Raw genomic sequence first — 14,126 nt, 5'->3', positions numbered from 1 at the left:
TGCCGCGATTTCCCGGGCTTGTGGATAACTGTCATGGCCCTGTCACGGAATCATCCTAGCTCCATAGGGGTCCGGCGTAGATCATGAGGCTTGTCACGCGGCGGACCCGATATATAGTGAGAGCATGCGGGGGCGGAGCTCATCCGCCTCGGCGCCCGAAGCACTGGCGGATGAGGTGGAGGACAGATCGGTCATGGATGGCGATTTCAGAACGGAATTCGTGCGTGAGCGCGCGGGGATGCGTAATCATCCCGCCCTTGTTCTCAATGCCGATTACAGGCCATTGTCCTATTATCCGCTGTCGCTCTGGCCATGGCAGGACGCGGTGAAGGCGGCCTACCTCGACCGGGTGGACATCGTCGCGGAATATGACGAGCTGGTCCACAGCCCCAGCATCGAGATTCGCATTCCATCTGTCGTGGTGCTGCGTGACTACGTCAAGCCGCGCAAGCGCGTCGCCTTCACGCGGTTCAACCTGTTCCTGCGCGACGAGTTCTGCTGCCAGTACTGCGGTGCGAAAGGGGATCTGACCTTCGACCACGTTGTGCCGCGTGCGGCGGGAGGCGTGACGAGCTGGGAGAACGTTGTGGCGGCCTGTTCGTCGTGCAACCTGCGCAAAGGGTCGAAATCGCTGCGCCGCACGGGCATGTCGTTGCGCAAACCCCCGCGCCGCCCCGGCACGGAGGAATTGCGCAACATGGGGCGAAAGTTTCCGCCCAACCACTTGCATGAAAGCTGGCTCGACTTTCTCTATTGGGATGCCGAACTGGAAGCGTGAACGGGCGTGACCTGATGGTGTGCGCGCGGGGCGCGCGCACGCATGATACGCTTTGCCCCGCCTTGAGGCCGGGCAAAGCCGTTGGGCCTCAAGGCTCACCCAAGCAAATGCCCCGGAGCCGCCCCGCGCCTTTCCCCTTGCCTGCCATCCCCGCGTCGGCCCGCCAAGCAAAACAGATCGTATCCCCACGCTGCGCGCGGGGCCCCTCGGCGGTTTTGCCTGTCTGTCCGCCGCGGGGCCGGCGGGGCGGGGTCAGGCGAAGGGCGGCTCCGAAGCAAATGCTTCAGGGCGTGATCTGCGCGCGGGTCAGCATGCCGAAGAGGTCGCGCGGATCGTCGGGGTCGGCCAGAAGGTCGAGCGGGTCGAAGAAGGGCGTGCCCGCGATCCGGTCGCGGATGAAGCGCAGGGCCGAGAAATCCTCGATCGCGAAGCCGACACTGTCGAAAAGCGTGATCTGCCGCGCGTCGCGCCGGCCGGGTTTTGCACCGGTGATCACCTCCCATATCTCGGAGACGAGGAAGTCGTCGGGCATCTGCTGAATCTCGCCCTCGATCCTTGTCTGGGGCGGGTATTCCACGAAGACGTCGGAGCGGGCGAGGATGGCGGGGGCCAGTTCCGTCTTGCCGGGGCAGTCGCCGCCGATGGCGTTGATATGCACACCGCTGCCGACCATGTTGTCGCTCAGGATCGTGGCGTATTGCTTGTCGGCGGTGCAGGTGGTGAGGATCTGCGCCCCTTCGATCGCCTGTTCGGCCGAGGTGCAGGGAACGGTCGTCAGGCCCGTGGCGGCGAGGTTGCGCGTCACCTTCGCGGTGGCGGCCGGGTCGATGTCGTAAAGGCGCACCGTGTCGATGCCGCAGAGCGCCTTCATCGCGAGGCTTTGAAATTCGGCCTGCGCGCCGTTGCCGATCATCGCCATGGTGCGCGCGCCTTTCGGGGCGAGATGCCGGGCCACCATCGCCGAAGTTGCCGCCGTGCGCATCGCCGTAAGCAGCGTCATTTCCGTCAGCAGCACCGGGTAGCCGTTATGGACATTGGCCAGAAGGCCGAAGGCGGTCACGGTCTGGAGCCCATCGCGCGTGTTGCCGGGGTGGCCGTTGACGTATTTGAAGCCGTAAGCTTCCCCGTCGGAGGTGGGCATCAGCTCGATTACCCCGACGTCGGAATGGGAGGCGACGCGCGGCGTCTTGTCGAAGAGCGCCCAGCGGCGGAAATCGGCCTCGATATAGCTGGCCAGATCGCGCAGCATCTCTTCGATCCCGACGTGATGGATGAGCTTCATCATGTTCTCGACGCTGACGAAGGGTACGAGCGCCTTGTCGGACGGGTGTGTCATCGCGATCTCCTGTCAGAAACGGGGGGTGGGGCGGTCGAAGATCCGGCGCCCCAGCGCGGAGGCGGCCATATCGACCATGAGCGAGGCGGTGCGTCCACGTTCATCGAGGAAGGGGTTGAGCTCCACCAGATCGAGCGAGGTCAGGCAACCGCTGTCGCAGATCATCTCCATCGCCAGATGCGCCTCGCGCACGGTGGCGCCGCCCGGCACGGTGGTGCCGACGGCGGGTGCCACCGAAGGGTCGAGGAAATCCACGTCGAGCGAGACATGCAGCGCGCCCCCGGCGCGGGCGACGGTGTCGAGGAAGGCGGCGAGGGGGCGGGCGATGCCGGTCTCGTCGATCTCGCGCATGTCGTGGCGGCGGATGCGGCTGTCTTGCAAGGCGGCGCGTTCGGCCGGATCGACCGAGCGCAGGCCCAGAAGGCAGATGTTTTCCTCGGGCACAGGGGGGGTGAGCGGGGGAAAGCCGTCAAATCCCGCGCGCCCGGCGATATAGGCCACCGGCGTGCCGTGCAGATGGCCCGAGGCGGTGCTTTCGGGCGTGTGAAAATCGCTATGGGCATCGAGCCAGAGCACGAATTGCGGGCGTCCCTGCCGGACGGCGTGACGCGCGACCCCGGCCACCGTGCCCGCCGAGAGCGCGTGATCGCCGCCGAGAAAGATCGGCAGGCCAGAATCCATTGCGGCCTCTGCGGCCTCTGCCAGCGCGCGCGTCCAGCCCACGGTTTCGCCCCAGGCGTGCAAATGGCCATCGGGCGCGGGGGTGTCGTGAAGGGCCGGCGCGAGATTGCCACGGTCGGTGACGGTCAGGCCGAGGTCCGTCAGGCTCTCGCGGAGCCCGGCGGTGCGATAGGCGTCGGGGCCCATCAGGCAGCCCCGGCGGCGTTTGCCGCTATCGACCGGGGCGCCGATGAGAAGGATATGTCGTGTCATGGCGTGTCGCCCAGTTGTGTCGTCCGACGCGATACTGGTTCCGGTTCGGGTTGATTGGCAGGGGGTAATTTGCGCATAATGGAGAGGAATCGTGCAAAGCGGACGAGGATATTTCCAGAATGGATGATGTGGATCGCCGATTGATCTCTGCGCTGCGGCATGATGCGCGCGCCTCCCTGTCGGATCTGTCGATCGCGCTGGGGGTGTCGCGCACGACGGTGCGGGCTCGGATCGAGCGGTTGAGCGCGCGGGGCGACATCCTCGGCTTTACCGTGGTGCTGAAGGAGGAGGCGCGGCGCGATCCGGTGCGCGGGCTGATGATGATCGGGATCGAGGGGCGCGGCACCGACCGGATCGTGCGCCAGATCATGGGACTGACCGAGGTGCGGGCGGTGCATTCCACCAATGGCCGCTGGGATCTGGTGGTGGAACTGGGCACCGAGACGCTGGAGGACCTGGACGCGGTGCTGGCACGGATCAGGCGGTTCGACGGGATCGCGACAAGCGAGACGAACCTTCTTCTGGCGACGCGCAAGGCGGGATAGGGCGCGACCGGCCGATCAGAAGATGCGCCTGTCCACCTCGGATCGCCGGGCGACCCAGACCCACAGAAGCGCGAGGATGGCAGAGCCGATCGCGTTGAGATTGGCCATGGTGAAACCGTGGAACGCCCAGGCGATCTCATCGCAGCGCACCAGCGGGGCCGACATGATCCGGTTCATCAGCTCATCCGCGCTCACCCCGCCCACGCCGGAGGAGGAGCAGGTGGACGGTCCTTGCCACAGGCCCCGTTCCACCCCCGAGTGATAGAGGCCGAGCAGGGCGGTCGTGGCCAGCGCCGCGGCGGCCAGCCAGGACCACAACCGCGCGCCAAGCGCCATGCCGATCAGGCCGAGCGCCACCGCCGCCATATGCGGATACCGCTGCCAGTAGCACAGTTTGCAGGGGGCAAGGCCGCCGATATACTGCGATCCCCAGGCGGCCAGAAGCATCGCCGCGGAGGCCAGCGTCAGCAGCAGGGTCAGGGTGGTGCGTGACAGTCTCATAGATACCTCACGATCAGAAATCCGCCGAACAGACACAGCAGAAACAGAGTTGTGACAAGGCCGAGCCGCCGTTCGATGAAATCCCGTATGGGTGCGCCGAAGCGCCACAGAAGAACCGCGACCACAAAGAACCGAAGTCCGCGTGCCAGGATCGCGGTGGCGGTAAAGGTGGCCAGCGGCATTCCCGTCCAGCCCGACATGATGGTGATCACCTTGAACGGGAACGGGGTAACACCCGCTATCAGCACAGTCCAGAATCCGAAATCGTTGAAGCGTGTGTTGAACGCTTCCGCCGCATCGGACTTTCCCAGAGTTTCAAGCACGGGGCGGCCCACCTCTTCAAAGGCGAAGGCGCCGATGGCATAGCCCAGGAGCCCGCCGAGAACGGAGGCAACCAGTGCCACGCCCGCGATCACGAAGGCGCGCGAGGGCCGCGCGAGGATCATCGGGATCATCAATACATCGGGCGGGATCGGAAAGACGGAGCTTTCGATGAAAGCGACAAAGGCCAGCGCCCAGAGCGCGCGCGGATGGTCGGCCAGCCTGATTGTCCAGTCATAGAGGGCGCGGATCATGCCATCCCCGGCTTTGGGTTGCGATCTTGAGATGCCTACGCGCTGCGGCGTTGAGTGCAAGCCCATTCTGCCATCCGGGCGGGGTTTTGCCGGGGCGGACGGCGCGCGGACCCCATGCGAAAGAGGCCCATAACGGCGTTTGCCACAGAGCCCTCCAAGTTGCTATGCTGGCGGTTGGCAAGGGGGGACTGGCAGATGACCGTATTGATCGCGGGCGGCGGAATTGCCGGGCTCACTCTGGGGCTCTCGCTGCATCAGGTCGGGGTGCCGTTCCGTATTTTCGAGGCGGTGGAGACTATCCGCCCGCTTGGCGTCGGGCTCAACCTGCAACCACATGCGGTGCGCGAGCTCATGGCGCTTGGCCTTGAGGACGGGCTGGATCTCGTCGGCCTGCGCACGGCGGAGGTGGCTTATTTCTCGCGCCAGGGCGGGCTGATCTGGGCAGAGCCGCGCGGGCAGGAGGCGGGCTATCGCTGGCCGCAGTTCTCCATCCATCGCGGCGGGTTGCAGATGCTGTTGTTTCGCGCGCTTCAGGAACTGGCCCCCGGCGCGATTCGCACCGGCGCGGCGATCCGCGACTGGGACGAGACGGCGCAGGGCGTGAAGGTCCGGCTGTGCAACCGGGTGACCGGCCATGATCTCGGCGTGGCGGAAGGCACGGTATTGGTCGGTGCGGACGGGATCAATTCATCGATCCGCGCCCGGCTTTACCCCGATGAGGGGCCCGCCCGATGGGGCGGCACGATGATGTGGCGCGGGGTCAGCTACGGGCCGCGGTTTCGCGGCGGGCGCAGCATGGCGATGATCGGTGAGAAGGCGCGCAAGTTCGTCGTCTACCCCATTGCCGATACCGAGGACGGCGGAAGCCTGCTCAACTGGATCGCGGATCTGACCATGCCCGAGGGCTATCGCTGGCGCGAACAGGACTGGAACCGCGCCGGGAAGTTTGACGATTTCCTGCCGCGCTTTTCCGACTGGCGGTATGACTGGCTCGACGTGCCGGGGGTGATCGGCGCGGCGCAGGCGGTTTACGAGTTTCCGATGGTCGATCGCGACCCGCTGCCACGCTGGAGTTTCGGGCCGGTGAGTCTGATCGGGGACGCGGCACATGCGATGTACCCCATCGGCTCCAACGGTGCGTCGCAGGGGATCATGGACGCCCGTGTTCTGGCGCGTGCCCTGCGTGACATCGGCCCCGTGCCCAAGGCGCTTTGCGCCTATGAGGACGCACGGCGCGAGAGCGTCAACGCGCTTGTGCTGCGCAACCGTGGCGACGGGCCGGACCGCATCCTCAATATCGTCGCCGCCCGCGCGCCCGAAGGCTTCGAGGATATCGAGACCGTGATGCCCGAAGCCGAGCGCGCCGCGCTGGCGGACGACTACCGCCGCGCGGCTGGTATGGAAATGGCTGCGCTCAACGCGAGCGATCCGATCATCCCGCCCTAGGGCGATTTCACTCTGGACCTCGTCCGCGTGCTTGGCTATCTGTCTGGCTGGGCCCAAGTGGCGGAATGGTAGACGCAGGGGATTCAAAATCCCCCGGTGGCGACACCGTGTGGGTTCGAATCCCACCTTGGGCACCATTGATTTCATTGAAGAATTCGAGAATTCGCATCTTTTCGGGGTGAGCGAACCGGGTGTTTCACGACCGCGACTCACCCAATCGGATTTCGGGGTTCACTCGCCCATGAAGCTCGACGGTTCTGAGCCGTCAGAGGTGCATGCAGGACCTGTATCGGGGTGCTCTGGACCTTCGTTTTGCAGAGTTGAAGCGGGCGGTCCCGCGCCCTGTGGCGCCCCTGATTGGCCTGTCTACGAAAATCGTCACTTGCAAAACGAACAGTTTTTTGGAAACATTAACTGGAACAAATGTTTTGGAGATGGGCATGCACATCATGATCGCAAGGTTCTGGTATGAGGCCAACTCCTTCGCTCCCGGCGTTGCGGACCTGTCGGCCTTTCAGTCTCGTGAATGGCTGCGTGGCGAGGAGGTGCCCGATGCATTTCGCGGGACCGCGACGGAGATTGGTGGCGCTCTGGCATGGGCGGAGGAGCGGCCGGATGTGTCGCTTGCCTTCTCGCGCTGCGCCTCCGCCCCCCCGGGCGGGCCGGTCGAGCAAAGCCTCATTGACCGGATCTTGCAGGAGATCGCCGAGGATCCCGTGTTCGAGGCGGCAGATGGCATCTATCTTTCCCTGCATGGCGCGTCGCTGGGAACCGAGACGCTCGCACCGGAAGAAGAGATCGCAACGCGGCTGCGCGCCCGTTTCCCGGCTTGTCCCATTGTCGCATCGTTTGACATGCACGCCTGTCCAACCGGAGCGTTGCTAACGGCGTTGAACGGGGCGACGGTTTATCGCAGTTATCCGCATGTGGACATGGCCGAGACCGCCCGAGCGGCGCTTGACCTGCTGGCCGATTGCGTGACCCGTGGGACGCGGCCAAACGTCCTGATGCGGGCGATCGGAAAGGTTCTGCCCAGCTTTCGGATGCGGACCGATCCGGGCGCGCCGATGACCCGGATTGAGGAGGCCGCCGCGGCGCTGGTCGATCCCGGTCAAGGGGTGCTCGCAGTGTGTCCGTTTGCCAGCTTTGCCTACGCCGACACGCCGGCGGCGAACGCGGGCGTTCTGGTCACCCATGACCGCGGCAGTGATGATGCAGCCCGGGCCGTAGCAGACTCCGTCTGTGATCTGATGAAGGAATTGCAGGCCGATTTTCGCCCGGACCTGCCCACGGCAGCCGAGGTTCTGTCAGACCGCCCATGGGCGGACGGGGCGCGCATTGCGGTGCTTGAGCCGTCCGACAATCCGCTTTCCGGCGGGGCAGGGGATACGCCCGCGCTGTTTCGGGCCGCAATGGAGGCGGACCTGCCAGAGGGAAGCGTTTTCGCCTTCTTCAATGACCCCGAACTGATCGCCCGCTGCGCCGCCGCCGGGATCGGCGCGCGACTGGACGTGGCGCTCGGGGGGCGGCTTGACGATCGTTTTGGCGCGCCGGTCAAGGTGTCGATCGAGGTCATGCGGCTGACGGATGGCCGTTTCCGGAATGCCGGTCCGATGGAGGCCGGACGCCCGACGGAACTGGGCCCCACCGCCCTGTTGTGCGCCGGGCCGCTGCGGGTGATCGTGACGGCCACCGCGCAGTCTCCAAATGACGTCAATTATTTCACCCTTCAGGGGATCGACCTGGACAAGGTGCCGGTCCTTCTTGCGAAGGCAAAAAACCATTTCATGGCCGCCCTCGGGCCTGCTTTCGACGCGGTCGTGCAGGTCGATACCCCGGGGCCGGCCATGGCCGATGCGAGCGCGTTGCCATTCCGGCATGTGCCGCCAGATCGCTTTCAACTGAGCGAAAACTTCAATCCGAACCAACAGGAGATAACATGAATATCATGCGTGCCATTTTAGCGGCGTCCTGCGCCGTGACAGCCGTGGCCGGAGCCGCGAACGCGGTTGAACTGACAGCCGCATCCTGGGTCGGGCCGTCGCACCCGACGATCCGCGCAGGCTACAATTTTTACTTTCCGGCGGTCGCGGAGGCCACGGGCGGCGCGGTGACGTTCAAGCTGATCTCTGGCGGAGCACTCATGTCGGGCAAGGAGACGCTGACGGGACTCGGTGACGGGATCGCGGATGCCTCTGTGCTCGCTCTGACCTACAATCCGGCCCAGTTGCCGGCGAGTCAGCTGGTCTCGGAACTGGCGATGCTGTCGGGTGAGTCGCTCGCGGTGGCGGCCGCTGTCACCGAATTCACATTGCTGGAATGCGCGCCGTGCATCGCGGAGTTCTCGGAGCAGAATGTCGTCTATACCGGAAGCTATGCCACGGCGCCCTATGCGCTGATTTCCAAGGACAAGATCGAGTCGCCGGCGGATCTCGAAGGCAAGCGTGTACGTACTCCGGGCGGCGCATGGGATCGTTGGGTCGCTGAAAGTGGCGGCACCGTTGTCCATACGTCCAGTTCAGAGATGTATGAGGCCATCGACAAGGGCATCATCGACGTGGCGATGCAGCCCGGCGCAGCGCTCAAGAGCTTTTCGCTCTGGGATGTGGCCGATCACATCACCCTGGCCGACCTCGGAGTCTATAACTCCGGGCCTTTCCTGGCTTTCAACAAGGATGCCTGGTCCGAATTGAGCGTCGAGAACCGGCGGGTGCTGCTTGACCAGTTGCCCGAGGCGTTGGTCGCCACGACCGAGGCGTATCTGTCGATGAACGATGAGGCCCTGTCGGAAACGGCCGATCACGGTGTCACGGTCACAGAGAAACCAGAGTCGCTTCAGACATGGGTGACCGAATTCAACGACCAAGATCTGAGCGCGGTCATCGAGAAGGCCGAGAGTGTCTATGGTATCGACGGGGCCGAGGCGCTGGTGCAGGCCTATTCCGAGACGCTTCAGAAATGGACCGACCGGCTGGACTCCGGAATGAGCCGAGATGACCTGGTATCGGCGATGAAAACCGAGATCTTCGACAGGATCGACGCCGCCGCATACGGCATATGATCCACACGGCCCGTGCGCCGTGCGCACGGGCCGTCTCACTGTAGTCTTCCGAGGGCCCTGACCATGACCACATTCGACCGTGTCTCCGACCGGCTCGGCCAGATACTGGCCGTGCTGGCAGCGTTCTGTCTGACAGCGATGATGCTTCACATCTGCATGGACGTGGTCGGGCGCTTCGCCTTTTCACGCCCGCTGCCGTCCACGATCGAGATCGTGGCCGAATGGTGGATGCCAGCGTTGATCTTTCTGCCCATGGTGGCTGTCGCGCGGCACCACGAGAACATTACAGTCGATCTTTTCTACGACAGGTCGGGGCCGAAGATGCGGGCGTTCATGAACCTGATGTCGAACGCGTGCTTTACCGTCTTTCTTGGTTTCATAGCCTGGGGGGCGGGGGAACAGGCGCTGCGGGCCTATGGCGAAGGTGAGTATATCGTCGGGATGATCCCCGTCGTCACATGGCCCGCGCGGTTTTTCCTGCCGGTTGCGGCCACGCTGACCGGCCTTCTGACGTTCATGCGCGCGTTGCGGGCGTTGCGTCACCTTACTGCCGGTCCGGGGCACGACGCTGGCGGGGAGATCTGATATGGATGGCATCACACTTGCGGTTGCCGGTATTGGTCTCCTTTGCGTCTTGCTTGCCTTTCGGGTGCCGGTTGCTGCGGCATTGGGGCTGGTGGCGATCGGCGGTATCTATCTTCTGGTGGGTGAGCGCGCCACCTGGGGGGTGCTGCGGTCCATACCGCATGGGTTTGCGGCGAGTTGGAGTCTCAGTGCCATCCCCATGTTCCTGCTGATGGGGTATGTGGCCTTTTCTGCGGGTTTGACCGAAGGCCTGTTCCGGGTGGCGCGGGCATGGCTCAGCTTTCTGCCAGGTGGCCTCGCGATCTCATCCGTGGGCGGCGCCGCGCTCTTTTCCTCGGTGTCGGGGTCTTCGGTCGCCTGTGCGGCCGCAATGGGCAAGATCGCGGTCCCGCCCATGATCGACCGGGGGTATGACAAGTCCCTCGCGGTTGGAACGATTGCCGCCGCAGGGACCATGGGGTCTCTCATCCCGCCCTCGACGGTTCTGCTGCTCTACGCGGTTTTCGCCGAGGTGCCGGTGAGCGAGCTCTTCATCGCGGCGGTCATCCCAGGTGTGATAACCGCGCTCTTCTATATCGTAATGATCCTGCTCCGTGTGTTAAAGAACCCTGCTCTCGCACCGCGCGAGGACAATATCGGATGGGACGAACGTTTTGCCGCGCTGGCGGAGGTCTGGCCGTTGCTTGTGCTGGTCGTCGTGGTGTTCGGCGGTATATTCGGCGGTTTCTTTTCGGCGACGGAAGCCGGCGCCATCGGAGCACTTGCGGCGATCGGCATCGGTGTCGTTCGGCGTAGTTTGAGCCTGAGCGCGCTGTACGGCGCGGTGATGGAAACCGTTCGGGCCACATCCTCGATCTTTCTGATTGCCGTGGCCGCGGCGCTGCTGACGCGCTTCTTCGCTTTTGCCGGGTTGCCCGCCTATGTCGAGGAGATGATTGGCGGCTCCGGCCTGGGGCAGGTGGAGATTATCATCGCGGTGGCGCTGCTCTACGTGGTGCTGGGGATGTTTCTCGATCCTATCGGCGTCATGCTGCTGACCTTGCCGGTTCTGCTTCCGGTCTTCGAAATCTCGGGGATCAGCCTGATCTATGCCGGCGTCGTTACGACCAAACTGCTTGAGATCGGGTTGATCACGCCGCCCGTGGGTCTCAATGTCTTTGTCATAAAGAACGTGATCGGCGATCTGATGTCGGCAGATCAGGTGTTTCGGGGGGTGCTCTGGTTTCTCGTGGCGGATCTCTTCACGATGATCATTCTGGTCGCCTTCCCCGAAACCGTGCTCTGGTTGCCGGAACTCATAAGTGGCGGAGGGGAACGATAGGCATGAAGCTCGAAGAATTTCAGGCGAAACTGGTGGCGGCGCTGCCGGATATCCCGGCAAAGGTACAGCGAGGCGGGCGCTATGTGCTCGACCACCCGGACGACGTGGTGATCTATTCCATGCGCGAGGTGGCCGAGCGTGCGTCCGTTTCGCCGGCTACGCTGGTGCGGCTGGCCAATCTGCTGGGCTTCGGGAAATGGTCGGAGATCCGGATGATCCATTCCGAAAGCCTGCGCTCCGCCCCGGCGGCCTATCTCGAACGGGCATTGGACGTGGTTGGCAGCACCGGCCGCGATCTTGTGCAGGAGACATTCGTTTCTCATCAGGCGAACCTGTCGCACACCGAGGCGGTGAACGGTTCCGCCGCGATCCGCGACGCGGCCGAGACACTGGCGCGGGCAGAGCGGATCTTTGTCTCGGCCTTCATGAGTTGCCGCGCGCCGGGGCACACCTTTGCCTATCTCTGCCGGATGCTGCGCGATGACGTTGTCGTTCTCGACACCGAGACACTGCCGGCTGAACTGCTGTCGCTGCGCGAAAACGACGTGGTGCTGGCGATCAACTTCCAGCCCTATAGCCGCGAAATCCTTCAGGTGGCCGAGGGAGTCCGCCGGTCCGGGGCCGGCCTTGTCTGCCTGTCCGACAGCCGCGCGTCGCCTTTGACGCCGCTGGCCGATCACGTTCTGCTGTTCGGCCCCAACGGCCCGTCGTTCTTTCCCTCGATCACCGCTGCCGCCGCGCTTGTGGAAAGCCTGCTGGCGGCGATGCTTGCCAGCCTTGGTGAAGAGGCCAAAGACCGGATCGGTGCCATCGAACAGGATCTCTATCGCAGCGGGATCTACACCACTTCACAAAGATCGAAGAAGGGAACCTGATGAGTCACATCTTTCATCGTGGAGGGGGCGGCGCTCCGCCATTGGCTGTAAGCGCGAAGGGTTTGTGGGTCGTCGATGAGGCGGGGCACAGCTTTCTGGATGCAAGTGGTGGCGCGGCTGTGTCCTGCATCGGCCATGGCGAGCCGCGGGTGGTCGAGGCGATCCGCGCTCAGGCGGCCCGGCTCGACTATGTCCACAGCGGGGCCTTCACGAATGCGCCCGCCGAGGCCCTGGCCGACCGCATCTGCGCCGCGACTCCTCTCGGGATGGAGAAGGTCTATCTGGTCGGGAGCGGTTCGGAGGCCGTCGAAACGGCGGTCAAGATGGCCCGCGGCTATCATGTGGCGCGCGGGGAAGGGGACCGGCATCATGTCATTGCGCGGCGGCAAAGCTATCACGGCAACACGCTCGGTGCACTGGCCCGCGGCGGCAGCGAGGCGCGGCGGCAGCCGTATCTGCCCATGATGACCGAGACGCCGCGTGCCGCGCCCTGCTTCGCCTTCCACGAGAAGAAGACAGGCGAAAGCGAGGAAGACTATGCCATCCGCGCCGCCGACACACTGGAGGCGGAGATTCTTCGCCTCGGGGCGGAAACGGTGTCCGCCTTTCTGGCCGAAACCGTCGTCGGTGCGACGGCGGGCGCCGTTCCGCCGAGTCCCGGCTACTTTGCCCGAATACGCGAAATATGCGACCGCCACGGTGTGCTTCTGATCCTCGACGAAGTCATGTGCGGCACATGGCGGACGGGATCATTCCTCGCCTGCGAGGACGAGGGAGTTCGCCCTGACATCGTGACGTTGGCCAAGGGGCTCGGGGGTGGATATCAGCCGATCGGGGCGGCCGTTTGCACGCGCGAGGTCCACGAGGCCTTTGCCGACGGGCGGCGCGGTTTTGTCCATGGGCACACCTATATGGCCCATCCCATTGCCTGCGCCGCGGCTCTTGCCGTGCAGGACGTGATCGCCGCGGACGGGATGGCGGAAAACGTGGGGCGGGCCGGTGAGAAACTGCGGCAGGCGCTTCAGGCCCGCTTCGGAAACACGGCTGAGGTGGGCGACGTGCGGGGGCGGGGTCTGCTTCAGGCGATAGAGCTTCTGGAAGATCCGTCGCGGAAGGCCTCCTTTGATCCCGCGCTCAATCTTGCCGGCCGGATCGGCGACGCATGCCAGAGGCACGGGCTGCTCGTCTATCCGGGTCGCGGGACGGTGGACGGCTGGCGCGGCGATCATGTTCTGCTCGCACCGCCCTATAACATCACAGAGGCCGATGTGGCAGAGATCGTCGACCGGCTGGGCCGGGCCGTGGACGAGGCGCTGGCGGACGTGCCGCACCGCACCTGACAGGAAAGAGAGTCAATGAGCAAACCCTGCATCATCTGTGTTGCCATCACCGGCTCCCTGCCCCGCAAGGAGGACAACCCCGCTGTGCCGATCACTGTCGAAGAGCAGATCGAAAGCACGCAGGAGGCCTTTGAGACGGGGGCGAGTATCTGCCATGCGCATGTTCGCAATGACGATCAGACGCCGACAGCGGACCCGGAGAAGTTCGCGCGGCTGATGGAGGGGCTGAAGACGCATTGCCCCGGCATGATCATTCAGCTGTCCACGGGCGGGCGCACCGGGGCGGGCAAGACGCGGGGCGGGATGCTTGCGCTGCGCCCTGACATGGCGTCGCTTTCGGTCGGATCGAACAATTTTCCAACGCGCGTGTATGAAAATCCCCCCGACCTGGTGGATTGGCTCGCCGCTGAAATGCGCAAACACGAGGTGACGCCCGAGGTCGAAGCCTTCGATCTGAGCCACATTCTTCAGGCCATCCGCATGCATGGCGAAGGCGCGCTTTTCGGCAGGCTCTACGTGCAGTTCGTGATGGGGGTGAAGAACGCCATGCCCGCGGATCGCGACGTGTTCGACTTCTATGTGCGGATGATGCGCGAGCGTGCGCCAGAGGCGGAATGGTGCGCGGCCGGAATCGGTGCCAACCAGATCGTGGTGAACGAATGGGCGATTGCCGCGGGTGGTCATACGCGCACCGGGCTGGAGGACAACGTGCGCCTTGATCGCGACACGCTCGCGCCCTCCAACGCGGCGCTGGTGCAACGGGCGGCGGCGCTTTGCGAGACATACGAACGCCCGGTGGCCAGTCCCGCGCAGGCGCGCGAGATACTGGG

Annotated in this window: 14 protein-coding genes and 1 tRNA gene; 11 read left to right on the top strand and 4 right to left on the bottom strand. The window is 64.5% G+C overall.

Annotated elements, in window-relative coordinates:
* Positions 1-193: 193 nt before the first annotated feature.
* Positions 194-778, top strand: a complete 585-nt coding sequence (locus tag BMW66_RS04735) for an HNH endonuclease (protein WP_093115974.1) — start codon at positions 194-196, stop codon at positions 776-778.
* A 283-nt stretch (positions 779-1,061) separates the two neighbouring features.
* Here BMW66_RS04735 and BMW66_RS04730 read toward each other — a convergent pair whose 3' ends face one another.
* Together BMW66_RS04730 and rocF are read right to left on the bottom strand one after the other, a co-directional pair.
* Complete coding sequence (locus tag BMW66_RS04730) at positions 1,062-2,114, bottom strand: ornithine cyclodeaminase (protein ID WP_093115972.1); 1,053 nt, start codon at positions 2,112-2,114, stop codon at positions 1,062-1,064.
* Between the two features lie 12 nt (positions 2,115-2,126).
* Positions 2,127-3,047, bottom strand: a complete 921-nt coding sequence (gene rocF, locus BMW66_RS04725; RefSeq protein WP_093115970.1) for an arginase — start codon at positions 3,045-3,047, stop codon at positions 2,127-2,129.
* A gap of 119 nt (positions 3,048-3,166) precedes the next feature.
* Here rocF and BMW66_RS04720 point away from each other — a divergent pair, with 119 nt between their 5' ends.
* Entirely contained in the window at positions 3,167-3,592 is a 426-nt protein-coding gene (locus BMW66_RS04720; RefSeq protein WP_093115968.1) for an Lrp/AsnC family transcriptional regulator, read from the top strand.
* Between the two features lie 15 nt (positions 3,593-3,607).
* Here BMW66_RS04720 and BMW66_RS04715 read toward each other — a convergent pair whose 3' ends face one another.
* A complete protein-coding gene (locus BMW66_RS04715) occupies positions 3,608-4,093 on the bottom strand; it encodes a disulfide bond formation protein B (RefSeq protein WP_093115966.1) in 486 nt (161 codons plus the stop codon).
* A complete protein-coding gene (locus BMW66_RS04710; protein ID WP_093115964.1) occupies positions 4,090-4,668 on the bottom strand; it encodes a YqaA family protein in 579 nt (192 codons plus the stop codon). Before BMW66_RS04710 ends, BMW66_RS04715 begins: the two co-directional genes overlap by 4 nt.
* Positions 4,669-4,863: 195 nt before the next feature.
* Here BMW66_RS04710 and BMW66_RS04705 point away from each other — a divergent pair, with 195 nt between their 5' ends.
* The 9 genes from BMW66_RS04705 to BMW66_RS04665 all read left to right on the top strand — a co-directional run.
* Positions 4,864-6,114 carry a flavin-dependent oxidoreductase gene (locus tag BMW66_RS04705; protein ID WP_093115962.1) on the top strand — a complete coding sequence of 417 codons (1,251 nt, stop codon included), beginning with the start codon at positions 4,864-4,866 and terminating at the stop codon, positions 6,112-6,114.
* Positions 6,115-6,165: 51 nt separating this feature from the next.
* Positions 6,166-6,251 (top strand) — tRNA-Leu (locus tag BMW66_RS04700).
* A gap of 303 nt (positions 6,252-6,554) precedes the next feature.
* Positions 6,555-8,057, top strand: coding sequence for a M81 family metallopeptidase (locus tag BMW66_RS04695; protein ID WP_175483160.1), 1,503 nt, complete (start codon positions 6,555-6,557; stop codon positions 8,055-8,057).
* Complete coding sequence (locus tag BMW66_RS04690) at positions 8,054-9,175, top strand: C4-dicarboxylate TRAP transporter substrate-binding protein (protein WP_093115958.1); 1,122 nt, start codon at positions 8,054-8,056, stop codon at positions 9,173-9,175. The genes BMW66_RS04695 and BMW66_RS04690 overlap by 4 nt, the downstream gene beginning before the upstream one ends.
* 63 nt (positions 9,176-9,238) lie before the next feature.
* Positions 9,239-9,760, top strand: a complete 522-nt coding sequence (locus BMW66_RS04685; RefSeq protein WP_093115956.1) for a TRAP transporter small permease — start codon at positions 9,239-9,241, stop codon at positions 9,758-9,760.
* 1 nt (position 9,761) lies between these two features.
* A complete protein-coding gene (locus BMW66_RS04680) occupies positions 9,762-11,081 on the top strand; it encodes a TRAP transporter large permease (protein ID WP_093115954.1) in 1,320 nt (439 codons plus the stop codon).
* Between the two features lie 2 nt (positions 11,082-11,083).
* Entirely contained in the window at positions 11,084-11,956 is an 873-nt protein-coding gene (locus BMW66_RS04675; protein WP_093115952.1) for a MurR/RpiR family transcriptional regulator, read from the top strand.
* Positions 11,956-13,296, top strand: a complete 1,341-nt coding sequence (locus BMW66_RS04670; protein WP_093115950.1) for an aspartate aminotransferase family protein — start codon at positions 11,956-11,958, stop codon at positions 13,294-13,296. The genes BMW66_RS04675 and BMW66_RS04670 overlap by 1 nt, the downstream gene beginning before the upstream one ends.
* A 15-nt stretch (positions 13,297-13,311) precedes the next feature.
* On the top strand, positions 13,312-14,126 hold an 815-nt coding region (locus BMW66_RS04665), incomplete at its 3' end, for a 3-oxoadipate:acetyl-CoA acetyltransferase (protein ID WP_093115948.1).

Origin of the sequence: Salinihabitans flavidus (assembly GCF_900110425.1) — a bacterium.
In the GTDB taxonomy this organism is placed as follows: Bacteria; Pseudomonadota; Alphaproteobacteria; order Rhodobacterales; family Rhodobacteraceae; genus Salinihabitans; species Salinihabitans flavidus.
Note: the sequence above shows the minus strand (reverse complement) of the source record. Positions and strands in the feature narration are given on the sequence as shown.

What these genes read in the sequence shown, in the direction of transcription:
- BMW66_RS04735 (WP_093115974.1), top strand. Translation starts at nt 194, where the DNA reads ATGGATGGCGATTTCAGAACGGAATTCGTGCGTGAGCGCGCGGGGATG.
- BMW66_RS04730 (WP_093115972.1), bottom strand. Translation starts at nt 2,114, where the DNA reads ATGACACACCCGTCCGACAAGGCGCTCGTACCCTTCGTCAGCGTCGAG.
- rocF (WP_093115970.1), bottom strand. Translation starts at nt 3,047, where the DNA reads ATGACACGACATATCCTTCTCATCGGCGCCCCGGTCGATAGCGGCAAA.
- BMW66_RS04720 (WP_093115968.1), top strand. Translation starts at nt 3,167, where the DNA reads ATGGATGATGTGGATCGCCGATTGATCTCTGCGCTGCGGCATGATGCG.
- BMW66_RS04715 (WP_093115966.1), bottom strand. Translation starts at nt 4,093, where the DNA reads ATGAGACTGTCACGCACCACCCTGACCCTGCTGCTGACGCTGGCCTCC.
- BMW66_RS04710 (WP_093115964.1), bottom strand. Translation starts at nt 4,668, where the DNA reads ATGATCCGCGCCCTCTATGACTGGACAATCAGGCTGGCCGACCATCCG.
- BMW66_RS04705 (WP_093115962.1), top strand. Translation starts at nt 4,864, where the DNA reads ATGACCGTATTGATCGCGGGCGGCGGAATTGCCGGGCTCACTCTGGGG.
- BMW66_RS04695 (WP_175483160.1), top strand. Translation starts at nt 6,555, where the DNA reads ATGCACATCATGATCGCAAGGTTCTGGTATGAGGCCAACTCCTTCGCT.
- BMW66_RS04690 (WP_093115958.1), top strand. Translation starts at nt 8,054, where the DNA reads ATGAATATCATGCGTGCCATTTTAGCGGCGTCCTGCGCCGTGACAGCC.
- BMW66_RS04685 (WP_093115956.1), top strand. Translation starts at nt 9,239, where the DNA reads ATGACCACATTCGACCGTGTCTCCGACCGGCTCGGCCAGATACTGGCC.
- BMW66_RS04680 (WP_093115954.1), top strand. Translation starts at nt 9,762, where the DNA reads ATGGATGGCATCACACTTGCGGTTGCCGGTATTGGTCTCCTTTGCGTC.
- BMW66_RS04675 (WP_093115952.1), top strand. Translation starts at nt 11,084, where the DNA reads ATGAAGCTCGAAGAATTTCAGGCGAAACTGGTGGCGGCGCTGCCGGAT.
- BMW66_RS04670 (WP_093115950.1), top strand. Translation starts at nt 11,956, where the DNA reads ATGAGTCACATCTTTCATCGTGGAGGGGGCGGCGCTCCGCCATTGGCT.